Genomic DNA, 20787 nt, shown 5'->3' with positions numbered 1-20787 from the left:
TTAATGTCGTATTATCCGCCCGTTATATGCCTTTATTGTCATCCAAAATTTTTTTGCTGCCGTCCGTTCCTGAGAATGGTTTTTATTGGTCGGTTAAATGACAAGCCCGAATTGATATTCGGGCTTTTTTTATATGCTGAAAAAACGCCTGCGGTTTAACTTTCAGTCGCTGGTTTTTCAGCCTTACCGGCCAGCTGCGCGAGGAAGTCGTAGCGTTTTTGCAGATCTTTCGTTGCATCCTTCCACAACTGCTCCGCCACTTCCGGCTGCTGAGCATTCAGGCGACGGAAGCGCTGTTCGTTAAGCAACGTTTCTGCCAGCGCGTCTGACGGTGGACGAGAATCCAGCGCCAGTGGGAGCTTGCCTTCATCGGCGCGACGCGGGTCGAAGCGGTACAGCGGCCAGAATCCGGTGGCCGTCAGTTGACGCATCTGATCGTGGCTCAAGGCCAAATCGTAACCGTGCTCCTCGCAAGGGCTGTAGGCGATAATCAGCGACGGTCCCGGATAAGCCTCTGCTTCCTGAATCGCTTTTACCGTCTGGTTAAGCTGGGCACCCAGTGAAATCTGTGCGACGTAGACATGGCCGTACATCATCATGCTCACGCCGAGATCTTTACGCGCTTTGCGCTTACCGTGCTCACCAAACTTAGTGACTGCGCCCAGTGGGGTAGCCTTCGAGGCCTGGCCGCCGGTGTTGGAATAGCACTGGGTATCGAGCACCAGAATATTGACGTTTTCGGTCAGGCTCAGCACGTGGTCGAGCCCGCCAAAGCCAATATCGTAGGCCCATCCGTCGCCGCCGATCAGCCAGATAGATTTCTCCACCAGCGCATCGGCATCGGTTAACAGTTCCTTGGCACTCTCTTCATTTGCCAGAACCTTACGCAGTTCGGCAACCTGTTCACGGCGCACCTCAGGCGTTGCTTCTGCATGCAGCGCGTCGTTCAGCTCCGCCGGAAGCTTATCGGCAAACTCTGACAGCAGACGCATCACGCGCTGACGATGCTGATCGACGGTAAGGCGGAAGCCCAAACCAAATTCGGCGTTATCCTCGAACAGTGAGTTCGCCCACGCCGGGCCGCGGCCGTTAGCATCCGTGGTATATGGCGTAGAGGGGAGGTTACCGCCGTAGATTGATGAACAACCGGTGGCGTTGGCAATCAGCATCCGGTCGCCGTAAAGCTGGGTCAGCAGTTTGATATACGGCGTTTCGCCGCAGCCGGAGCAGGCCCCGGAGTATTCGAACAGTGGGCTAATCAGCTGCGATGTTCGGATATCAATACGTTCCAGCTTGCTGCGGTCAATTTCCGGCAGGTTGAGGAAGTAGTCATAATTCACTTTCTCTTCTTCAACGTGCTCAAGGCGCGACATCATATTGATGGCCTTGATTTCCGGGTTTTGCCGGTCTTTCGCCGGGCACACTTCGACGCACAGATTACAACCGGTGCAATCTTCCGGTGCCACCTGCAATACGTATTTCTGTCCGCGCATGTCGCGAGATTTCACATCCAGAGAGTGCAGGCTGGTCGGGGCGCTTTCCATCGCTTCCGGGGAGACCACTTTGGCGCGAATAGCCGAGTGCGGGCAGGCGGCGACGCAGTGGTTACACTGAGTACAAAGCTCTTCTTTCCAGATTGGGATCTCTTCGGCAATATTGCGTTTTTCCCAACGAGTGGTGCCCATTGGCCAGGTGCCGTCCGGCGGCAGAGCGGAAACCGGCAGCGCATCGCCGAGTCCGGCCAGCATCGCGGCGGTCACCGTTTTGACAAAATCCGGTGCGGCATCGGACACCACCGGCGGGCGGTTCGGGCTGTTGCCGTCGACCGGCTGTAACGGCACCTCTGCCAGCGACTCGCGGGCCATCGCCAGCGCCTGCCAGTTGCGTTCGACCAGTTCCTGACCTTTGCTGCTATAGCTTTTGGCAATAGCGCCCTGCAGCTCCGCCAGCGCGCTATCGCCCGGCAGGATTTGCGTCAGGTGGAAAAATGCCATCTGCATAACGGTGTTAATACGTGCGCCGAGGCTGCATTCGCGGGCGATTTTTGCCGCATTGACGATATAGAACCGCGCTTTTTTCTGATTCAACGTCGCCTGCACTTCCTGCGGCAGACGCGACCAGGCTTCATCAGCGCTGTAAGGTGTGTTGAGCAGGAAAATGCCGCCAGGCTTCAGACGCTCGACCATCTGATACTTGTCGATAAACTGCAGCTGATGACAGCCGACGAAGTCCGCCTGTGAAATCAGATAAGAAGAACGAATCGGTTTCTCGCTAACGCGCAGGTGTGAAACCGTCAGGCCGCCGGCTTTTTTTGAGTCATAGACGAAATAGCCCTGCGAGAACCACGGCGTTGAGTTGCCGATAATCTTGATATTATTCTTGGTGGCCGAGACACTGCCGTCGCTGCCGAGACCGTAGAACAACGCTTCCAGCTTGGCTTCCGACGGCAGGGTATTTTCCACCAGCGGCAGGGAAAGGTTGGTCACGTCATCATAGATTCCGACGGTAAAGCGCGGTTTCGGTTTGGCGGCGCTCAGTTCGTTGAAAATCGCCAGCACGCACTCCGGGCCGAACTCTTTGGAGGACAGTCCATAACGACCGCCAATTGTGCGCGGCAGAGTTTCGCGCTCGCCGCGGTTAAAGGCTTCCGCCAGAGCGGTCATCACGTCGAGATACAACGGTTCTGCCTGAGCCCCAGGTTCCTTAGTGCGGTCCAGTACTGCCACGGCGCGGGCGCTTTCCGGCAGGACTTCCAACAAATGAGCGGCAGAGAAGGGGCGGTAAAGACGAACTTTCAGCACGCCGACTTTTTCGCCACGATTCAGCAATTCTTCAACCACTTCTTCACAGGTACCAATGGCCGAGCCCATGATCACAATGACGCGTTCTGCCTGCGGATGGCCGTAGAACTCAAACGGCTTGTACTGGCGTCCGGTGGCGGCGGCGAAATCGTTCATGGCGGTTTCGACATGATCGTAAACCGCGTCGTACCACGGGTTAGTTGCTTCGCGGGACTGGAAGTAAGTATCCGGGTTGGCGGAGGTACCACGGATCACCGGATGTTCCGGATTCAGCGCGCGCTGGCGATGTTCGTCAATCCTATCCTGCGGCAGCAGGCTACGGAGGGTATCGTCGGCCAGCGGAGCGATTTTATTGATTTCGTGCGAGGTGCGAAAACCATCGAAGAAATGAATAAATGGCACCCGGCTTTGCAGCGTGGCGATATGCGAAATCAGGGCAAAATCCTGCGCTTCCTGGACGCTGCTGGCGCAGAGCATCGCGCAACCGGTCTGGCGCACAGCCATCACATCAGAGTGATCACCGAAGATAGAGAGCGCGTGGGTTGCCACGGTACGGGCAGCGACGTGCAGAACAAACGGCATCAGTTGGCCTGCCAGTTTGTACAGCGTCGGGATCATCAGCAGTAAACCCTGCGATGAAGTAAAAGAGGTCGAGAGGGCACCGGTTTGCAGCGCACCGTGTACGGCACCAATTGCCCCGGCCTCCGACTGCATTTCGACGACGCGGGGAACGTCGCCCCAGACGTTTTTCAGCCCGTTGCCAGCCCAGGCGTCCGCCTGTTCCGCCATCGTGGAGCTGGGCGTAATCGGGTAGATGGCGATAACTTCACTGGTGCGAAACGCGACTGAGGCGGCCGCGCCATTACCGTCGATAGTGATCATATTCAATACTCACATTGCTTAATTTTTGATAAATATAAAATTTATGCTCAAGGACACTCCCTGAGCATTTGCTTATGTTTTTCTTGCAACCCGACATCAGCGCAACCTTACAGGATTCTTATCAATTCATTTTTGACGAGCGCTGTGTTACCCCGTTTGCGACTGCTTGTTTTAGTATAGACGCCAAAGAACCAGGCTTTTTTGATCTCCAGGCGCTACAAAATCCATAAGTTAGATAAATTAGTTCAGCTTGAGCATAGAGACTCGCGTATGGACGACACCCTACACCAAAATTGAGTGCGCCATTTTTCCATAAGTAGCAATGTTGTCGATTTCCGTTCGGCACCTGGAAGATGATGAAGCGTGGGCATTGATGATGATTACCTATAGGTAATTTTATGAGTATTTGCTATATTTTGCCCACCTGATGGTAAATGACGTTAAAATCGCTCCTATGGACAAATACGAAACCCGGCGGCAACGCCTGCTCTATATCCGCGATAATTTATGTGGCGGAAAAGCCGTTGATGTGGCCCGAACCATTGGTCGGGAGCCTTCTTATGTCTCACGGATGCTCTACCCCGAAGGTAAGAAGCAAAAGAAAAGGATAGCTGACGAGATGGTCGAACTTATTGAATCTTCATTCAATCTGCCCCGTGGATGGATGGACGGTATTACCGGGAGTATTGATAGCGTGGGCGAACGAGTGGAAAACTCACCACAGATACAATACGTTATTGAAGTTCTGGATGCACAAGCCAGCGCTGGACCCGGTTGCATTGTTTCAAGTGAAGTTGATGAAACCGTCAGCAGTATCACCTATGACTCCGTCGGCGCGCTCAGGCTTTTTGGTAACCGACCCGCAGAGAATATCAAAGTGATCACGGTATCCGGCGATAGCATGTCAGGCACGATTGAAACTGGCGACTATATCTTTATTGATGTATCGAAAGATTACTTCGAAGGTGACGGCATCTATGTCTTCTCATTTAAAGGCGCGGTGTTGGTAAAACGTCTACAGTTCACTGCCGATGGCCTGCTTGTGCATTCAGATAACAGTAAATATGCCGACTGGACGATTGGCGAAAGCCATGAACAATATCTGAAAATTATCGGTCGCGTTATCTATAGCCACAGCGTTAAACGCTTCGTGTAAATTCGGCCTGCACGTCAGGCGTGCAGATGCGTCGTGTCAAAGCCTTATTGAGAATGTTCCACGGGCTTCGCTATCAGGGTTGCTTATGCCATCGCATAGGCAACACTTGTACTCTTCCATCTCCTTTCCGACTCTCCCGTCAAATAAGTTATGCATAAAAATCCTTTATTTTCATGTGATTATCATTTTTAATGTAAAAATATACCTATAGGTATTTATTTTTAGGTAACCTTAAGGTATCTTTATTTCATCAACACGATTTAACTCAATCATCCTGATGATGAGATACAACGATTCAGTAATGAATCTACGTGGCTGAAAAGCCAGTTTCCTCAAATAATGAACTTTGGGATGGGGTTTCCAATAAGGCTCGTTTAAGCGAATGTCTCCGCTATGACCGTACCACCAAAGATCATTAAGGAGGCTGTTATGTCCCGTCGAACCGCGTTTAAGGGTTCTGCTGCGGGCCGACGCCGTGAACGTCGCTCGCACTTGCAAAATCCTGAAACCCTCACTGCAGATGTTCTGCATCGACCGACGCCTGGTCGTGCTCAGATTCAGGCCAAAGGAGTACATCATACGCCGGACTCTATTGATAACGCTGTGCCTATAAAATTTATTGCTCAGGATGTCATCTGGCAACGTGAAGAATACAAACGCCAAATTGAGCGAGCGGCAATTATTTATCAACAAGATTTCGGGCATAAATATATAGAATCCGCTGACTATCTTTGCCATCGGGCGATCTATGCACTTGGTTTACAAAAAAGAAAGAAAATAACGGCGAGGTAACCGTAGTGTAAGTATGAAAAATTATTCTGCACCTCGGTATTTACCATTATCACTCACAGTGAAAGAAGGGAGGATAAATGTCTGATCCTGTTTCCGGTACATCGCTAGTTGTTGCTGGTGGACTAATGGGAGCTGGTATGTTTGGGTTGGTAACAGGTATTGATTATGGCGTTGTTTTTGGGGCTTTTGCTGGTGCGGTATTTTATGTGGCAACTGCGGTAAATATTACCCGCTTTCGATTGGCCGCTTATTTCATGACTTCCTTTATTGTTGGTGTCCTGGGAGCCGGGTTAATCGGGACGAAACTGGCATCCTGGACAGGGTATAGTGAAAGGCCATTAGACGCGCTGGGTGCGGTGCTGATATCTGCACTTATTATTAAGATCCTCACGTTTCTGAATAATCAAGAACTAACCGATTTGTACAAAATATTAACCCGGCATAATAATGAGCGTACGAATGGAAAATAACCTTCCTGCACTGGTTAATTCAGTTCTCTGTTCTTTTATTACCCTAAATTTGATGTTTTATCGCCGTGCTCAGCTCAGGAGATATCGGCCATGGGTATCGTGTACAGCATATTTACTCGTGATTACCTATGCCAGCATACCGTTTCGCTATTTGTTCGGCTTATATGAGTCGACCCACTGGTTGGTTGTTGTAGTCAATTTTTTTGTTTTTATGGCTGTATTTCGTGCGAAAGGGAATATTGCACATTTAATTGATAAATGAGGCATGTATGAACAAAGATGATATTTTTAATACCATTTTGGATAAGGAGGGCGGTTATGTAAATCATCCGGATGATAAAGGTGGGGCGACAAACTGGGGAATTACTCAGGTGACCGCCCGGGCCCATGGCTATGATGGCGATATGCGAAAGCTGACGCGCCAGCGGGCGCTGGATATTCTCAATGCTGACTACTGGATTGCGCCCCGGTTCGATCAAGTTGCGGAGATATCTACCACGCTCGCAGAAAAGTTGTGTGATGCCGGTGTCAACATGGGACCGTCATTACCAAGCAAGTGGCTTCAACGGTGGCTAAATGCTTTTAATCATCGTGGAATGCTCTATCCGGATCTCATATCGGATGGAGTTATTGGCCCCAGAACCTTAAATGCGTTGAGTCTTTATCTTATCCGCAGAGGGAAAGAGGGAGAGAACGTATTACTTCGAGCACTGAATTGTAGCCAGGGACAGTATTATCTGGAGCTGGTTGAAAAGTATGATTCCAATGAATCATTTGTATATGGCTGGTTGAAAGCGAGAATAGCTATGTAATATTTAATGACGAACCTCTGAATGCGATTAACTCAAATGTTTTACTACTATAATTAGTACCGTAACTGTTACCTGGAGAAAATAAATGTATACATCTAATGATTTAACTCTTTCAATGTTTTACTCATCCACTGTTGTTGAGGAAACAGGGAATAAAATTGTAACGCTCACTGTTCAAACTGTTGGGCCATCCGCGGAGATTCTACAAATCAGTAAGCTGCATTGCATTACTGATGAAAACAAAACAAAGCATTATAGTATTGGCGAGCAGTTCATTGCTAATGGCTCCGATCCTCTTCTGACTTCGATCGAAAGCTGGTGCCGTGATAACTCAGCAACTTTAATTCAAGAGTTAATGCTTGAAGTTATGGAGTTTATTTTTAGTAATATTAACCAAAATGCGACGTGGATTGGGCAGTATGGCATGAAGATTTTTGAAAATGAACCAGTAACCAAACGCATCCCTGATAGCGTATTGCACAATGGCAGCTCCGAAAACTCATAATAAATTAACGGGGGAAATAGTTTTAAAACGTAATAATTATGATGCATAACAATAAGTCATAATTAAACAAACTGATTTTTATAAAGTACATTCTAAAATTTAAATATCAATAATGGAGATATTATTATGGCTTTTGCTCTGCCTAATGGCTCGACCGTTTTTGTTGGCTCCGGCCTGAGTAATCCAGTTTCAGTCAGTACGGTTTCTAATGCCGAAGGGGCTATTTTTACCGTTGCTGAAAATCATAACCTTAAGGTTGATGATGTCGTGCTTATTTCTTCGGGATGGGGACTTATCGATGGTTTAGTTGCCAGAATCACCGCGCAAACAACGAATAGCGTAACCATTTCGGTTGTTAACTCTAGCGACAGGAATTTTTTCCCTGCTCATGCCGGTAGCGGGAAATTACAGAAAATCACTGAGTGGACTGAGATTCCACAGATTACAGAAGTCGCGCAATCAGGTGGTGAACAGCAGTATGCACAGGTACAGTTTCTGGCAGACGATCGCCAGCGTAATATTGGTACTTTTAAGGCGGCTAAAAATCAAACCTTCACGTTAGCCCATGATGCTTCATTAGCAATCTACAACGTGTTGAGTATGGCGGATCGTTATGGCCAAATTTTACCGCTACGCATGTTTGTTCCGAATGCGAAAGAGTACCGCTATTGGTCCGGTGTTCCGTCGTTTGATCCGCAACCGGTGACGGCTGTAAATAGTGTTGAAACCGTACAAGTCGCGTTTTCCATTCACTCGCGGGATATTACCTTCTACAAATCGGAAGATTAATAATTTTCCTTATCCGCAGAACACAAAATAAATTCGATTAGGCTCCTGCGGGAGCCTTTTTTAAGGGTACTTATGAGCGCTATCTTCAAATTACAACCTAAACCTGTTTTTAAAGCGGATGTCATTATTCCCCGAGCTGGTGAAGACGACGGAGTACTGAATTTTACATTTAAGCATCGGCCAATAAAAGAGCTGGCAGAACTTGAAAATATTGACGAGAAAACCGCCAGTGATTTTTTACTGGAGATCGTCGACGACTGGGCATTATCTGAACCCTGTACGCGAGAAAATATGGGAACACTGATAGATAACTATCCGGGGGCGGTTAAAGCAATAATGACCACCTATTATCAGGAGCTGACGGGGAATCGCGAAAAAAACTGATTGCGGTTGCCTCTGCATTCTATACGCCTGAACCATCAGCGGATGAGCTTAGCGCATTCGGTCTGACAGCCGAAGACTATGACGATGTTGTTATCAACGTCTGGCCTGATATCTGGCCTGCATTTGTGGTTTTTCGCGCGGTCAGCACGCAGTGGCGCACCAGCCCGGGAGGGGTCATCGGTCTGGATTATAATGTCCTTGCATGGCTCATGAGGGTTTATGATGTAGCTGACGAGGTAACCGCAATAAACGATCTTCAGATAATGGAACGGGTGGCGTTGAATATCCTGAATAAACTACAGAACTAGTCAGGATTTTCATCGGAAGGATGTTCTATTTATTAATTAAATTAAATCAGGCTATCGCCTGGTTTATTCTTTCAGGAGAAAGTCAATGGCGGGTGATACAACAATAACACTGCGCATGAATAACAGTGAGCTGGAAAAAAGCAACCGACTTCTGGATCAATATCAACAGAAAGTCACTGTTGCCAGCCGTAAAAGTGAAGAGTTTAATAAGACTTTTCGTGCTGCAACAGATATCCAGAAAAAGCATACGGATGGCCTGAAAAGGTTAATGCAGACGTTACCCCTTCCTCCAGCCAGAATGGGGCCAATACTTCAGGATATGGTAAAGAAATCTGAGGATGAGACCTACAATATCACGTCAGGTCCTAAAAGCTATTGGGATTCACTGGCGGGAATAGGTGGCCCTCCAAAAGAAGATGTGGGTAATACGCCCAAAATTTTTCTGCCAGGCGCAATTATGGAAGAGCGTTCTGACGATGATAAGGAAAAAGGGAGGAAGAGCGATTGGCTTGGCGGTTTAATGGCAGGAGCCAAAGAAGCGTGGGATACATTCCTTAAGGATGGAGAAAACGTTCATGGCAAGCTTAAGGATTTAGCTAAAGACGCTTTTAGCTCAATGGGAAACTCGCTGGTGGAATATATAACCACAGGAAAGGCGAATTTTAGCGATTTTCTGATGACCTTTCTGAAAGGGACGCTGAAGATGCTTAGCCAATTATTGTTGGTAAAAGCCATGCAGGCTTCCTTTAACGCGATGTCGAATTCCGGCATTGGTTGGGTAGCATCCATCGGTAAAGTTTTCACTGGTCATTCCGGAGGCGGATATACCGGAGACGGTGGTAAATATGAGCCAAGAGGGATTGTTCATGGCGGCGAATTTGTTTTTACCAAGGAGGCGACCTCGGCGATAGGGATTGGCAATCTTTACGCCATGATGCGCGGCGCGCAGGGGTATGCGGGCGGTGGTTATGTGGGAACGGCATCGATGCAGGGACTGGGTTCTTCTGGCGCAGGGCCACTTACCATTCAGACCTCAGTACTTATTCAGAATCAGAGTTCAGAACCTCAATCGACGGACAATAGTGGCGCGGTGAATCGCGCCTGGCAGCAGACTATCGACCGTTCAGTTCGTGCTGGTGTGGCGAATGAATTGAGGCCGGGTGGACTTATCTGGAATGCAAACCACGCGCGTTAATTTTTTGATTCCCGGAGATGATATGGCAATAGAAACTTTTAACTGGCGAACGCAAATACAAGCGGGTTTGCAAGGAGATTTTAATTTTAACGTCCGTGAGGCTAGTTTTGGTGATGGCTACCAGCAGATTGTGGGCGATGGTATACATTCTGAAAAACAAACCTGGCCGGTGACATTAACCGGCGAAAAGGAAGAGATATTAGCGGTACTCGAATTTATGCGCCGCCATGTAACGAAATCGTTTATCTGGGATTCACCAACGGGTGAATCTGGACTTTATCGCGTCAGCCCCGACTCATTAAAGCTTTCACCATTATCAAGTCAGGTTATGACGGTAACCGCCACATTTAACCAGGCATATGCACCATGATTACAGCTGATTATCAAAAACTTGAACCAGGGAATGAAATACGCTTGCTGGAGATTGATGGCAGCGTCTTTGGAATGGATGATGTCTTATATTTCCACGGACACAATATCGCTCATAGCGAGGCCGAGATTCTGGCTGCGGGCGGCGATGAGACTCGTTTACCTGCCAAACCCATTTGGTGGCAAGGAAATGAATATATGCCATGGCCTTGTATTATTGAAGGTATTGAGTCTACCACCAGCGGTCGGGACGCGCAGCCATCGCTTAAGGTGGCAAATATTGATGCCTCAATTACTGCTCTGTGTCTTTATTACGATGATCTGGTTCAGGCGAAGGTTACGGTACACGATACTTTGGCAAAATATCTTGATGCACGTAATTTTCCTGAGGGGAATGCGGCTGCCGATCCCACGCAGGAAAAAAGAAAGGTCTTTTTTATTGATGCCAAAAGTGAAGAAACGAATGAAGCGATTGAGTTCACTCTTGCCAGCCCAATGGATTTGCAAGGGATCATGATCCCAACTCGCCAGCTACATTCTATCTGTACCTGGTGTATCAGAAACAAATACCGCAGTGGTGATGGCTGTGATTATACCGGTCAGCGATATTTTGATAAAAATAATATATCTGTTACCGACCCGGCGCTGGATGTCTGCAACGGTACTTTATCAGCCTGTAAATTACGCTTTGGTGAAGACAACGAGCTACCTTTTGGAGGTTTCCCCGGCACGTCTTTAATTCGGAGTTAATATGCGCCAGAAGGTTATCAGGGCTATTCAGGAGCATGCCCGGCAGGAGTATCCTCGTGAATGCTGCGGTGCCATTGCGCAAAGAGGAAGGGTAGAACGCTATTTTCCCTGCCGTAATATTGCTGACGATCCACAAGAGCATTTTGTCCTTGCGCCGGAGGATTATGCTCAGACAGAGGATTGGGGTACCGTCACGGGGATTGTGCACAGCCATCCTGATGCTACAACCCAGCCAAGCGAATTGGATAAAGCTCAGTGTGACGCGATGTTGCTACCCTGGCATATCTTTAGCTGGCCGGAAGGTGATCTCCGCACGATTTATCCTCGGGGGGAACTGCCGCTACTGGAGCGCCCGTTTGTTCTTGGTCACTATGATTGCTGGGGGCTGGTAATGAGTTATTTTCGCCAGCAGCATGGTGTTGAGTTGACGGACTACCGGGTGGATTATCCGTGGTGGGAAGATGATTACCCTGATAACTTTTACCATGATTGCTGGTATGAATGCGGATTTCGTGAGTTTTCTGGCCCGCTGCAACCCGGTGATATGATTATCATGCAGGTGCAGGCGAATAAGTGGAATCACGCAGGTATTCTGCTGGAGGGTAATATGCTACTACATCATCTGTATGGTCACTTGAGCCAGCGGGTACCTTACGGTGGATACTGGCAGGAAAGAACGGTGAAGGTTTTGCGTTATAACAGGTCTGGTTGAATGCTTGAATGGCGACGATGAGTAGTTGTGAATGTCTTTTTTATCTTAAGCCATAACGTGTCTATTTATTAATTAATATCTGATTTTTGAATCAATGGGTTTGAGATGATTTTCATGCTTAACGTTAGTGTATATACATTGTATATCTAAGGTTTTTTATTCATGGCAAAATGGAAGTTATGTTTTATTTTGGTATCGCCAAAATAAAACCACAGACAGAGAGAGTATCTATCTATGCAAGAACGTATGGTCAGGATCGAGCTGGGTGGTATTTTGGGTAAACAGTTCGGTAAATCGCATTTTCGGATGGTTGCGACAACCTCAGAAGCAATCAGAGCCTTATGCTGTACTATTCATGGGTTTGAACAATTCATGAACAACAGTAAAGCAATGGGGTTGACGTATGCTGTATTTAAAGGGAGCGAAAATATCAGAGAAAATGATATTCCTTTCCCAGTTAATGATAACGTAGTACGAATTGTTCCTGTTGTCATCGGTAGTAAAAAGGCTGGCGTCTTACAAACGATATTAGGTGTGGCTTTGATTGCGATCGCCTCAATCGCGACAATGGGCGCTGGAGGCATATTGGCCGCGATGGCTGCCGGCTCCGGTTGGGGTAGCGTTGCAATGCTGGGGGCTTCAATGGCACTTGGCGGCGTGCTTCAGATGCTTTCCCCTCAGGTTCCAGGGTTAGCCAGCCAACAATCCCCTGAAAATAAAGCCTCTTACGCCTTCGGTGGTGTGACAAATACCACTGCACAGGGATATCCGGTGCCGCTGTTATACGGCAAAAGGCGAATCGGCGGTGCAATTATTACCGCTGGAATTTATGTAGAAGACCAGCAGTAAAATATCCGGTCCCTCTCTTTTTCTGGCCACCTTCGGGTGGTTTTTTTATGGACATAATATCTATGACACAGCACCTCATTAAAGGGCGCAAGGGCGGGAGTTCGAGTCCGCGTACCCCAACGGAACAGCCAGATGATTTGCAATCTGTAGCAAAAGCCAAAATTCTTCTTGCTTTGGGCGAAGGTGAATTCGCCGGTGCGCTCACCGCTAAAGATATTTATCTTGACGGTACGCCGCTGGAAAATTCCGACGGTTCACAAAATTTTAGCGGTGTAGCCTGGGAATTTCGTCCAGGAACGCAGGCACAGAATTATATTCAGGGGATCCCAGGTTCAGAAAATGAAATTAACGTAGGTACGGAAATATCCAGTAAAACGGCATGGACCCATTCTTTTAGTAATACTCAGCTTTCTGCCGTGCGTCTGCGCTTAAAATGGCCATCTTTATTTAAACAAGAAGATAACGGCGATCTGATGGGTAACTCCGTGAGCTACTCTGTCGATTTACAAACTGACGGCGGTAGCTGGCAGACGGTGCTGGAAAGCGCGGTTACTGGTAAAACCTCTTCTGGTTATGAACGATGCCATCGAATTGATTTACCCCGGGCGAATACGGGCTGGGTTTTGCGCCTGCGTAAGGTCACAGAAGACGTCAGCACCTCAAAAATTGGCGATGTCATGACGTTGCAAAGTTATGCTGAGATTCTCGATGCAAAGCTACGTTATCCCAATACGGCCTTGCTGTACGTGGAGTTTGACTCCCGCCAGTTTAATGGTTCAATCCCCAAAATCGCCTGTAGTCCTCGCGGGCGCGTTATTCGCGTTCCTGACAATTATGACCCCGAAACCCGACAGTATTCTGGTATCTGGACGGGCGCGTTTAAATGGGCATGGACAGATAACCCAGCATGGATTTTTTACGATCTGATCGTTACCGATCGTTTTGGTCTGGGAAACCGTCTTACCTCAGAAAATATCGATAAATGGACGTTATATCAGGTTGCTCGTTATTGCGACGAACCTGTGCCTGACGGTAAGGGCGGTGATGGCACCGAGCCGCGCTATCTTTGTAACGTCTATATTCAGGATCGCAACGACGCCTATACGGTGTTACGAGATTTTGCAGCTATTTTCCGCGGCATGACCTGCTGGAGTGGCGATCAGGTGATAGCGCTGGCCGATATGCCTCGCGATATCGACTACACCTACACCAGAGCTAACGTCATTAATGGTCGTTTTCAGTATGCCAGCAGTAGCAGCAAAACGCGTTATACCAACGCGCTGGTTTCCTGGTCCGATCCTGAGAACGAATATGCTGATGCGATGGAGCCGGTTTTTGAGCAGCCGCTGGTGGCTCGCTATGGCTTCAATCAGCTTGAACTAACGGCGATTGGCTGTACCCGCCAGTCGGAAGCTAACCGTAAAGGGCGTTGGGGGATCCTGACCAACAATAAAGATCGTGTAGTGACGTTCTCCGTCGGACTCGACGGTAATATTCCGCAACCCGGTTATGTCATTGCGGTGGCGGACGAAATGCTGGCGGGTAAAGTCAACGGGGGCCGCACCAGTAAAGTGGATGGCTGTGTCATTACGCTCGATCGTAAAACGGAAGCAAAGGCGGGCGATAGGCTGTTGATGAACCTGCCGTCAGGTGCGACGCAAAGCCGGACTATTCAGGATGTCGATGGGTATATTGTCACCGTTACTACCGAATATACTGAAGTACCGGAAACAGAATGCGTGTGGGCTGTAGAATCTGACTCTCTGAAGGTTCAGCAATATCGGGTTGTGAGTGTTAAAGATAATAACGATAGTACATTCACTATTTCCGCAGCCGCTCACGATCCTGATAAATATGCGAGGATTGATACCGGCGCGGTTATCGACAGTCGACCGGTCAGCGTTATTCCCCCGGTAAATCAAAGTGCACCAGCTAATATTGTCGTTGAGTCCTATTCGGTGGTTAATCAGGGCATTAGCGTTGAAACACTACAGGTTCACTGGGCGACAGTAAAAAATGCCATTGCTTATGAAGCACAGTGGCGTCGCAATGAAGGTAACTGGGTAAATGTTCCTCGCAGTTCTGTCACATCGTTTGATGTCGGCGGAATTTATTCCGGGCGATATACGGTAAGAGTGCGCGCTATCAATGCCGCAGAGGTCTCCAGCGGTTGGGCGTATTCAGCCGAGAAAACGCTGAGCGGAAAAACTGGCCTGCCATCGGCGCCACTGGCGCTGACCACCACACCGCTCCTGCATGGTGTACAACTGAACTGGGCGTTCCCGGAAGGGAGCGGGGATACGCAGAAAACCGAGTTGCAGTACAGCCCAAATCAGACAGGCAATGGAGCGATGACGCTGTCTGACATAGCATATCCGGGGAAATCGTATCAGCAGATGGGCCTGCAGATTGCTGCAGCGTTCTGGTACCGGGCGCGTATTGTCGATCGCCTTGGCAATGAAAGCCCGTGGACAAGTTGGGTTCAGGGGCAGGCCAGTGATGACATTAGCGAATATTACGACCAGTTGACGGATGCTATTAAGGACACACCAGCCTGGCAGGAAGCCCAGGGGGATATTGAGGAGACCCACAAAGAGCTGACAAAAACCGCTGATGCTATTCGTGAAGAAGTCGCGCAGCAGGTTACCGATATTAACCAGAGTATTGATGATACCGTCACGGAGATCAGGAGCCAGGTTGACGGGCAGATAGCGTCGGTTAATCAATCGATAACGGAAAATATCAACAGCGTAAACCAGACGCTCAACGAGAATATCACGGCGGTGAACAAGAGTATCACCGATGCTGTGAGCGACATTAATGCTTCCGTTGACCAGCAGATAACTGACGTCAACAAAACACTGACCGAGGGGGATGCCGCGTTAAAATCCCAGCTGCAGACGGTTGAAAACAGCCTGAAACAGTCCATCGCCCAGACGAATACAGGCTGGGACAAAGCGGTAAAACAGGAGACCGCCGACCGTATCGCGGATGTTAACGCGAAAGCCGCGCAGGCGGCAGACCAGTTACTGAATGAAAAAAACGAGCGGGTTGCCGTCATTGATACTCTGCAGACGATTATTCAGGATGGCGACGAGTCGCTGGCCCGTCAGATTTCTGAAATTTCCGCCGGTAGTGGCCAGCAATTCGACTCACACAGCATCTGGTATTTTAGCGACAGCAATGAAGGGTGGACCGAGGACGATGCCGGTCAGGTGCCGATGCAAATCACCGACGACGGCTGGCTGAAAGCACTGAACAGCACCGCTTCCTGCCGTTCGCCAAACGGGCAAACTATTCCGGCTTCCTCCTATCGCACCGTGATGCTGCGTATTAAACGCGTGGGTAATCCGGCATGGAAAGGGCGGCTTTACTGGATTGGTACAGAGGAAACTGGCTGGAGTGATACCCGCTCGGTGACAATCGCCGGGCAGGAGTTTGACGGCGATGGTATCAGCGTGGTGGCCATCTCCGATGTGAACTGGAATGCATCCGGCACGGTCCGCCGTTTTCGCCTGGATCTGGCTCAGGGGCAGAACGCCGACAACCATTTTCTGATCCACTGGATATCGGTCGGGCGACCGGCACCGGCGGCGAGTACGGCGGCGTTACGCAATGAGGAGATGGCGCGGACGCAGGCAGATGAAGCGGAGGTGCTGAAACGCTCCACGCTGGCGGCACAGATCAGGGGAACCACTGACAGTAACAGCCTGAGCGATTTACGCTCCGGCCTGCTGTATCAGGAAATGAACGCGCGGATCACCGCCGACCGGGCTGAAGTCGTGGCGCGGGAGTCTCTCCAGACGCAGTTCAACGAGAATAAATCCACCGTCGCAGAGGAGCTGAGTTCCCTGTCGACCGCTCAGAGCGCACAGGCCAGCAAAATCAGCGGGCTGGAAACCACGCTCGGGAAAAAAGCCGACGCCAGCGCCCTGCAGTCACTGACGCAAAAAGTGGAACAGCAGGGCACCACGTTAACCAGCCAGGGAAATTCGCTGACATCGCTGTCTAACCGCGTGGGGAAAGCCGAATCGGGCGTGGCGGCAAACAGCAGTGCCATTACGGGTCTGCAGTCTACTGTCAGCCAGCATGGAGATAAGCTCACCAGTCAGGGCCAGTCTCTGACAAAACTGACGAACGATCTTTCGACGACCAACGCTAACGTCACTAAAAAAGCGGATGCCACGGCGCTGTAAAGTCTGCAGAACACGGTGACCCAACAGGGGGGCACGCTGTCCACCCAGGGCAACGCGATCACCTCGCTGGAAAACTCGCTGAATGCGCTGGATGTAGGCGGGACGAACAATATCCCCGACTCCGGCCGTCTGGCCAGATATGGCAATGTGAGTGCGGAAAAATACAACGGCAACGGGGTGATGGCATTCACGCTGAAAGCCGGAGCCGCATACCGTGACCTTATCAGTGTCGACCTGTCCGCGCCGGTGGACGGAACGGAGTACGTGCTGAGTTTTTACGCGAAGGCGGCGGTAAACGGGCAGAAAGTCCGGAGCCATTTCTACAGCCCAAACAGCACGAAAAAGTCGGTGAGCAGCCAGGGCAACACGTTCACCAACTCAGACGGGCTGTGTGATTTCACTCTGACGACGGAATGGCAGCGTTACTGGGTGAAATGGACACAGAGTACGGGTAGCGGCAGTAAAAAGCTGATTGTTGCACGTATTCAGCCGGGTTCAACAGACCAGACGGTGTACCTGAGTTCGCCGAAGTTCGAGCGGGGAAATGTGCCGACGGCGTGGAGTGAAGCGCCGGAGGACAACGCCAGCGCGGCGGCAGTGAGCGCGCTGACATCACGGGTGGATTCAGCAGAGGGCACGCTGACCAGCCAGGGGCGGTCGATAACGAGCCTGCAGAACGGGCTGACGACGGCGAACCAGAATATCGGTAAGAAAGCGGACAGCAGCGCGGTGAACACGCTGACGAACCGGGTCAGCCAGGTGGAAAACACGCTGACCACGCAGTCAGAGAGCATCACGTCGCTGTCAGGCAGTATCAGCACGCTGCGCAACCAGGTATCTAATCCGTGGTTTGACGGCTCGCTGGAGAGCTATGCGGATGGCCAGCAGCTATACGGCAGCGCCGCAGTCGTGACGACGGCGCAGAAATTTAACGGCAGCAGGAGCCTGCGGCTGCGCCGTGAAGCGAACAACGGGGGCAACAGCGACAAGCAGATAGGTCCGTGGTCGAGTATCCGCGAGAACGCGGTGTACAGCATTGAGCTGTGGGCGATGATGCCTGCGGACCAGTCCCCGTCGTCTGGGTGGCAGACGATAGTCGGTATTCAGGGTCAGAATGCGGCTGGGCAGAACAGCTGGCAGGGGGCTGTCACGATAACGGAAAGTGGTCTGGGCAGTCGCGGGATGTGGGTGAAATTCAGTGGTAAGGCCCGGCTGAACGGAACGGGAAGGACACGCGGGGTGGTGTGGATTTCCACACGCGGTGCGACGGGCAGCGGCACGCCGGGCTACGACCTGTATATCGATGATGTTGTCATTACAGATATCACTGACGCCCAGGATGCGCTGAATGTGGCTGATGCCAGTACCACAGCGGTCAACAGCCTCACCACGCGGGTAACAGATGCAGAGAACAAAATCACGGCGCAGAGTCAGCAGCTCACCAGCTTACAGAGTTCGCTGAATGGTAAAGCCGATGCCGGGGCTTTGAATTCACTGACCAGCCGGGTGACCAGTGCAGAAGGGAAGATCACATCAACGGCAAACAGCCTCACGAGCCTGAACAGCACCGTTGGTACGTTGTCCTCGACCGTACAGGCCCAGGGTAACACCCTGGTCGATACCAACAATAAAATCAGCTCCATGTATTCCATCAAAGTTGAAACCAACAACGGGAAGAAAGTAGGAGCCGGGATGGTGTTAGGTAGCGACGGTTCGACAAGTGACATCATTTTCAACGCCGATCGTTTCTCTATTTTTAATGACACCAGCAAAACCGCCGTACCAGTGATGATTGCGGAAGGTAATGAGCTGTACATCGATAGTGCACGTATTAAAAATGGCACAATTGATATTGGGAAAATCACTGAACGACTTTCATCTACTAATTATGTAACCGGAAAAAGCGGCTGGAGTATTACCAAAAATGGCGGCAGTGAATTCAATAACGTTATTGTTCGTGGTGAAATCCAGGCTGATACAGGCACATTAAACAATGTCGTTATAAATGAGAGTTGCAATATCCTCGGTACTGTAAGAGCTAATAAGATTGTAGGGGATATTGGATCATGGGCTATTAATATTTCTCAGCATCGCTCTCGTCGTTTTCCGAAAGCACAGTGGATTTGGTTTGATTTGCTCGCTGTAGATCGTCAACCATTTGAGCAGCGGGTACAGCTTTTGGGGGCGCTCCGCCAGGATGACTCAGTTAATATATCTGGGGGAGGCTCGCTCACGGCTGGTATGGAATATAAAAATTATGGGAACGGTTCGTTGAGTATGGGTAAATTAGGGTACTGCATTCTCATGCTGGGTACTGGCGATACTTCGGGCGGTGGCCCTATGACCTGTGCCCTATCCATTGATGGCGTTTTATATAAACAGGAGGATGGCAGTATGGAAATCCAGTCAATGGACTTTATCGTTCCGGCCGGTACAGGCGAGACAGTTGTTCGTTATGGGTATTATTTGGACAGAAATGGCGGCATGACGGGTGTTATTCTGTCACGTTTTCATGCGTTTGTTATGCGTAATTCAAATATTATTCGAGGTATTTCAAGTGATTAAAATAATCAGTTTTGTATGTGATTGGACATCCCTCAATTCTGGGCTCGCAGTAGTTAGTTAACTTAGCAACCTGAAATGAGAGCCAAAATAGCGCCCCCACCATGGCTTCATGGTGAGGGCGCTTTGCGATCTGAGTCAGTATCCGCAAACTGATTCACTGAGCAGTTAGCTAACATCAGGCGCATCAATCCACTCATCGAGAATCTGAATAAACGCGGCTATTTCATCATGATGGTAAAGATACACATCCAGCTTTTGCGCCGCTTGTCTGGCATGGGGGGTAAACTCGCTGTTGCTGACCACCATGGCCAGCAGGCAATCGTAGAATTGTTTCGCGGCGAAGACTTCCTGAATCGCTTTATTGCCGACTTTTCCCTGATAGTGTTTGCACTGGACCGCCAGTCGACATCCTCTATAATCGACCAGAATATCCAGACCGTGGTCGCCGCTGCCGCGCGTCACCTGGCAGGCGGCGCCTGCTTTTTCAAAACAGCTGGCGACAAAGTGCTCATAGTCGATCCCGCTTAAATGGGGGTTATAGCCTGGCGTATGCGGTTCGGGCATTTCGTCCACCACGCGCAGGATCTCGCGCCTGACTAGACGTTCGAACTGCCTGGGTAAAGTGAACGCGCGATAGCTAACGCGACCAGACCCCCATACTGACTCTGCCGGGTTGTTGTCCGGCCATAGCTGATTAAGTTGCTGCTGGTGTTGTTCAATCCAGTGGTTCAGGTCGTATTTAATGACGTGTTCGAAGAAGTATTCCAGCTCGCTAAACCACTTTTCATAGTGCTCAACACCATAATCGTCGGTAACGGTCAGCGTACGTTCTTTACGCTTCAGCGTATTCAGATGCGATGAATAAAGGGGAGGCAGCGCATGCGTCAGCAAGTAAGCGGCAAATGCACCAGCAACCATCTCTTCTTTGGCACGCTGAAAAAAGAGGCTTGAACGCGTGAGTTGGCTATTTTTTTCGATCCAGGTTATGGCATCATCGCCCCGAAACGCGACCTCACACGCTTCCTGCCAACGATCTTCCAACTGATACTGTTTGATAAAAGGTAAAAGTGAGATCCTGAATGTCGTAAGTTCGTCTCTGGTTTTATCTGCTTCAGATTTAAACAAATTGCGTAACATGGCGATCCTGAGTTTTTTACGTGCGCGTAATCATGCACTCATTCTGCAACGCGTCGGCTACTTAAGAAATATCTCAACGTGCATTTTCACGATACCCCCTATTTATTAGTGGGGG

The 20787-nt window shown here is 49.7% G+C and carries 17 protein-coding genes and 1 pseudogene; 16 read left to right on the top strand and 2 right to left on the bottom strand.

Translation table 11 applies throughout. The annotated features are described in order from the left end of the window. Positions 1-155 precede the first annotated feature (155 nt). The gene (gene nifJ, locus QVF11_RS21485) at positions 156-3683 is read right to left on the bottom strand and encodes a pyruvate:ferredoxin (flavodoxin) oxidoreductase (protein WP_287859110.1); all 3528 of its coding nucleotides are present in this window, start codon (positions 3681-3683) and stop codon (positions 156-158) included. A 454-nt stretch (positions 3684-4137) separates the two neighbouring features. On the opposite strand from nifJ, the gene QVF11_RS21480 reads away from it, so the two are divergent. From QVF11_RS21480 to QVF11_RS28725, 16 genes and pseudogenes are all read left to right on the top strand, one after another. Next, positions 4138-4839, top strand: coding sequence for a S24 family peptidase (locus tag QVF11_RS21480; protein WP_185928553.1), 702 nt, complete (start codon positions 4138-4140; stop codon positions 4837-4839). Positions 4840-5268: 429 nt separating this feature from the next. Next, positions 5269-5631, top strand: coding sequence for a transcriptional antitermination N peptide (locus tag QVF11_RS21475; protein WP_287859109.1), 363 nt, complete (start codon positions 5269-5271; stop codon positions 5629-5631). A gap of 77 nt (positions 5632-5708) precedes the next feature. Further along, on the top strand, positions 5709-6101 hold the full coding sequence (locus tag QVF11_RS21470) for a phage holin family protein (RefSeq protein ID WP_142514281.1): 393 nt from the start codon (positions 5709-5711) through the stop codon (positions 6099-6101). Further along, positions 6091-6363: a phage holin family protein gene (locus QVF11_RS21465; protein WP_287859107.1), complete on the top strand. Its 273-nt coding sequence runs from the start codon at positions 6091-6093 to the stop codon at positions 6361-6363. The genes QVF11_RS21470 and QVF11_RS21465 overlap by 11 nt, the downstream gene beginning before the upstream one ends. A gap of 7 nt (positions 6364-6370) precedes the next feature. After that, positions 6371-6913 carry a glycoside hydrolase family 108 protein gene (locus QVF11_RS21460; protein WP_287859105.1) on the top strand — a complete coding sequence of 181 codons (543 nt, stop codon included), beginning with the start codon at positions 6371-6373 and terminating at the stop codon, positions 6911-6913. 85 nt (positions 6914-6998) lie between these two features. Further along, complete coding sequence (locus QVF11_RS21455; protein ID WP_287859104.1) at positions 6999-7418, top strand: hypothetical protein; 420 nt, start codon at positions 6999-7001, stop codon at positions 7416-7418. Positions 7419-7544: 126 nt separating this feature from the next. Continuing rightward, positions 7545-8207 (top strand): phage tail protein, encoded by a 663-nt coding sequence (locus QVF11_RS21450; protein ID WP_110273427.1) that lies wholly within the window; start codon positions 7545-7547, stop codon positions 8205-8207. A 72-nt stretch (positions 8208-8279) separates the two neighbouring features. Further along, complete coding sequence (locus QVF11_RS21445; protein ID WP_110273426.1) at positions 8280-8591, top strand: phage tail assembly chaperone; 312 nt, start codon at positions 8280-8282, stop codon at positions 8589-8591. Continuing rightward, positions 8588-8899 (top strand): DUF1799 domain-containing protein, encoded by a 312-nt coding sequence (locus tag QVF11_RS21440; protein WP_353738531.1) that lies wholly within the window; start codon positions 8588-8590, stop codon positions 8897-8899. Before QVF11_RS21445 ends, QVF11_RS21440 begins: the two co-directional genes overlap by 4 nt. Positions 8900-8984: 85 nt before the next feature. After that, entirely contained in the window at positions 8985-10094 is a 1110-nt protein-coding gene (locus QVF11_RS21435; RefSeq protein WP_287859102.1) for a phage tail tape measure protein, read from the top strand. A gap of 22 nt (positions 10095-10116) precedes the next feature. Beyond that, a complete protein-coding gene (locus QVF11_RS21430) occupies positions 10117-10464 on the top strand; it encodes a phage tail protein (RefSeq protein ID WP_287859100.1) in 348 nt (115 codons plus the stop codon). Next, positions 10461-11213, top strand: a complete 753-nt coding sequence (locus QVF11_RS21425; RefSeq protein ID WP_287859099.1) for a phage minor tail protein L — start codon at positions 10461-10463, stop codon at positions 11211-11213. Before QVF11_RS21430 ends, QVF11_RS21425 begins: the two co-directional genes overlap by 4 nt. 1 nt (position 11214) lies before the next feature. Beyond that, entirely contained in the window at positions 11215-11925 is a 711-nt protein-coding gene (locus QVF11_RS21420; RefSeq protein ID WP_287859097.1) for a C40 family peptidase, read from the top strand. A 234-nt stretch (positions 11926-12159) separates the two neighbouring features. Continuing rightward, positions 12160-12774 carry a tail assembly protein gene (locus QVF11_RS21415; RefSeq protein WP_287859096.1) on the top strand — a complete coding sequence of 205 codons (615 nt, stop codon included), beginning with the start codon at positions 12160-12162 and terminating at the stop codon, positions 12772-12774. A gap of 62 nt (positions 12775-12836) precedes the next feature. Next, a complete protein-coding gene (locus QVF11_RS28730) occupies positions 12837-16970 on the top strand; it encodes a TipJ family phage tail tip protein (protein ID WP_462661186.1) in 4134 nt (1377 codons plus the stop codon). 567 nt (positions 16971-17537) lie between these two features. After that, positions 17538-19535: pseudogene (locus tag QVF11_RS28725) on the top strand (phage tail tip fiber protein); the annotation flags it as partial. Positions 19536-19700: 165 nt separating this feature from the next. On the opposite strand, the gene QVF11_RS21405 reads toward QVF11_RS28725, so the two are convergent. Next, complete coding sequence (locus QVF11_RS21405) at positions 19701-20672, bottom strand: restriction endonuclease (RefSeq protein ID WP_287859094.1); 972 nt, start codon at positions 20670-20672, stop codon at positions 19701-19703. Positions 20673-20787 lie beyond the last annotated feature (115 nt).

The sequence above is a fragment of the Klebsiella sp. genome, from assembly GCF_027492335.1.
In the GTDB taxonomy this organism is placed as follows: domain Bacteria; phylum Pseudomonadota; class Gammaproteobacteria; order Enterobacterales; family Enterobacteriaceae; genus Klebsiella; species Klebsiella huaxiensis.
Note: the sequence above shows the minus strand (reverse complement) of the source record. Positions and strands in the feature narration are given on the sequence as shown.

What these genes read in the sequence shown, in the direction of transcription:
- QVF11_RS21470 (WP_142514281.1), top strand. Translation starts at nt 5,709, where the DNA reads ATGTCTGATCCTGTTTCCGGTACATCGCTAGTTGTTGCTGGTGGACTA.
- QVF11_RS21405 (WP_287859094.1), bottom strand. Translation starts at nt 20,672, where the DNA reads ATGTTACGCAATTTGTTTAAATCTGAAGCAGATAAAACCAGAGACGAA.
- QVF11_RS21450 (WP_110273427.1), top strand. Translation starts at nt 7,545, where the DNA reads ATGGCTTTTGCTCTGCCTAATGGCTCGACCGTTTTTGTTGGCTCCGGC.
- QVF11_RS21420 (WP_287859097.1), top strand. Translation starts at nt 11,215, where the DNA reads ATGCGCCAGAAGGTTATCAGGGCTATTCAGGAGCATGCCCGGCAGGAG.
- QVF11_RS28730 (WP_462661186.1), top strand. Translation starts at nt 12,837, where the DNA reads ATGACACAGCACCTCATTAAAGGGCGCAAGGGCGGGAGTTCGAGTCCG.
- QVF11_RS21475 (WP_287859109.1), top strand. Translation starts at nt 5,269, where the DNA reads ATGTCCCGTCGAACCGCGTTTAAGGGTTCTGCTGCGGGCCGACGCCGT.
- QVF11_RS21460 (WP_287859105.1), top strand. Translation starts at nt 6,371, where the DNA reads ATGAACAAAGATGATATTTTTAATACCATTTTGGATAAGGAGGGCGGT.
- QVF11_RS21430 (WP_287859100.1), top strand. Translation starts at nt 10,117, where the DNA reads ATGGCAATAGAAACTTTTAACTGGCGAACGCAAATACAAGCGGGTTTG.
- QVF11_RS21480 (WP_185928553.1), top strand. Translation starts at nt 4,138, where the DNA reads ATGGACAAATACGAAACCCGGCGGCAACGCCTGCTCTATATCCGCGAT.
- QVF11_RS21435 (WP_287859102.1), top strand. Translation starts at nt 8,985, where the DNA reads ATGGCGGGTGATACAACAATAACACTGCGCATGAATAACAGTGAGCTG.
- QVF11_RS21425 (WP_287859099.1), top strand. Translation starts at nt 10,461, where the DNA reads ATGATTACAGCTGATTATCAAAAACTTGAACCAGGGAATGAAATACGC.
- nifJ (WP_287859110.1), bottom strand. Translation starts at nt 3,683, where the DNA reads ATGATCACTATCGACGGTAATGGCGCGGCCGCCTCAGTCGCGTTTCGC.
- QVF11_RS21455 (WP_287859104.1), top strand. Translation starts at nt 6,999, where the DNA reads ATGTATACATCTAATGATTTAACTCTTTCAATGTTTTACTCATCCACT.
- QVF11_RS21445 (WP_110273426.1), top strand. Translation starts at nt 8,280, where the DNA reads ATGAGCGCTATCTTCAAATTACAACCTAAACCTGTTTTTAAAGCGGAT.
- QVF11_RS21415 (WP_287859096.1), top strand. Translation starts at nt 12,160, where the DNA reads ATGCAAGAACGTATGGTCAGGATCGAGCTGGGTGGTATTTTGGGTAAA.
- QVF11_RS21465 (WP_287859107.1), top strand. Translation starts at nt 6,091, where the DNA reads ATGGAAAATAACCTTCCTGCACTGGTTAATTCAGTTCTCTGTTCTTTT.